Raw genomic sequence first — 1,929 nt, 5'->3', positions numbered from 1 at the left:
TTGACGCGATGTTCCGGATATATGTTGCATCTTTAAATGTACAAATTTTCTCGCTTATAAACAAAATTAAATACTATATTTGATGCAAATAAAACAGTAGTTTTTTCACAGACTGACGTTACCACTCAGTTTAAAATTGCGCTCAAGAACCAAAAATGGAAAATCAACCGAAAAAAAGTATTGAAAAAAAGATTGCAATAGAAATTGGAATGGAATTTCTAAACTTGATATTTGGAAATATCTATACAAAAATTGGATTAAGTTTGATGCTTTTGATCATTGGCGGAGTTTGTATTTTTGCGCCAATAGAAAATGAAATTTATAAACCGAAATGGTTATACATATTTGGTGGAATATTAATTTTATCTTCAATATTATTGATAATTAAAAGATATTTGGAATTAAAGAATATTGACAGAAAAGAACAAAAATAGAACTGGAAAATGATTGTGTTAAAATCTTACACAGAAAATATTCAGAAATGGAAAACTGAAACCGAAAATAGACGCGTGAAAAGTTTGCGTACTAAATTTAGAATAAAACCGAAGTGGTAACAGCGGTTTTGCTAGATTGCGAAATATGTGGTAAAATTCAAGTTTATCTTTCGCAAGAAATTTTATCTTAGCAGAAAAATCTCGGTTACGATGTTCGCAACCTCGCAAAGCCTCAACACGTTATAGCCAATGGTAAGACGACCGAACCGTAACAGAAAAACAAACAGACAATGACATTAAAAGAAGCCGTATTAAAAAGTTTAGAAGACATTAACGACATTACCAACTATTTGGCAGTGCTTAATCACATAAACGAAAAAAACTATTATGACTTTGGCAGTGGAAAAACACCTGGCTCGACAATTTCAGCAGTTTTAGGCGACTTTATTCGTAATGGCGACACAAGAGTTAAACGTATAAAACAAGATGGTGGAACTTATTCTTACTACTTGACAAAAAACGAACAAAATATTGGAATTGAAATTTTGAGTGGCGACACGGAAACTCAAATCGTAAAACCAATTAAAATAAACAAATCAAAGACTTACGAAGAGAGAGATTTACACAAACTTTTGAGCAGTTATCTAAAAAATACTGACACTTATTCAAAGACAATTTTTCACGAACAATCCAACGGCAAAGACAACAACCAAATTTGGACGCATCCAGATATGGTCGGAATTAAGTTCTTGAACTTGCAGACAAAAGCAAGTCAAAATTTTTTAAAGTCTATAAATCGTGTTGACACTTTCAAATTAAGTTCATATGAACTGAAAAGAGAAATTAACAGCGACAGCGAACTGAAAAAAGCATTTTTTCAAGCTGTTTCAAATTCAAGCTGGGCGAATTATGGTTATTTAGTTGCGTTTGAATTTAGCGACAGTTTGAACGAAGAAATGGCAAGACTTAATCAATCTTTCGGAATTGGAATTATCGAACTAAATGCAAATCCATACCAAAGTAAAGTGCTTTATCCATCTATATTTCGGGACTTAGACTTTAAGACAATTGACAAACTTTGTAAGATGAATAAAGAATTTGAAAAATTCATCGAACAGACAGAAAAACTAATGACCGCAAGTGAAAAATATGTTTCAGGAGCAGAAAAAGAATTGGACGAATTTTGTGACGACTACTTTGCAAATGACACAGAAGTTGAAAATTATTGCAAAGAAAAACATATACCGACAAGCGAAGAATAACAAGAACCACTGGCTATAACCGCCGTTTGGCAATATGGCGGGTTCGGGCTTAATTTGAAGTCGGTTTTGTACTTGGGAAATTAGTGTTTAATCGAAATTTTAGGCTTCCTTAATCCGCCACATCGCCAAGCGGCCAACCGTCAGGATGTGAATTTACCCCACTTTTGCTCAAATTAACTCAATAACTCCTTTTCTATTCGCACAAAATTCGCTTGTAAGCGAGGCGGTTTTTG

The 1,929-nt window shown here is 33.3% G+C and carries 2 protein-coding genes; both read left to right on the top strand.

Annotation, left to right across the window (positions count from 1 at the left end; genetic code table 11):
• The first annotated feature begins 155 nt into the window (after positions 1–155).
• Positions 156–434 carry a hypothetical protein gene (locus RCH18_RS16035; protein ID WP_326937782.1) on the top strand — a complete coding sequence of 93 codons (279 nt, stop codon included), beginning with the start codon at positions 156–158 and terminating at the stop codon, positions 432–434.
• A gap of 290 nt (positions 435–724) precedes the next feature.
• Entirely contained in the window at positions 725–1,696 is a 972-nt protein-coding gene (locus RCH18_RS16030; RefSeq protein WP_326937781.1) for a hypothetical protein, read from the top strand.
• Positions 1,697–1,929 lie beyond the last annotated feature (233 nt).

It is taken from the genome of Flavobacterium sp. PL11 (assembly GCF_035985025.1).
In the GTDB taxonomy this organism is placed as follows: Bacteria; Bacteroidota; Bacteroidia; order Flavobacteriales; family Flavobacteriaceae; genus Flavobacterium.
This window is presented reverse-complemented; position numbering and strand designations above follow the sequence as displayed.

Excerpts from the sequence above, each read along its gene's own strand:
- RCH18_RS16035 (WP_326937782.1), top strand. The coding sequence starts at position 156 with ATGGAAAATCAACCGAAAAAAAGTATTGAAAAAAAGATTGCAATAGAA.
- RCH18_RS16030 (WP_326937781.1), top strand. The coding sequence starts at position 725 with ATGACATTAAAAGAAGCCGTATTAAAAAGTTTAGAAGACATTAACGAC.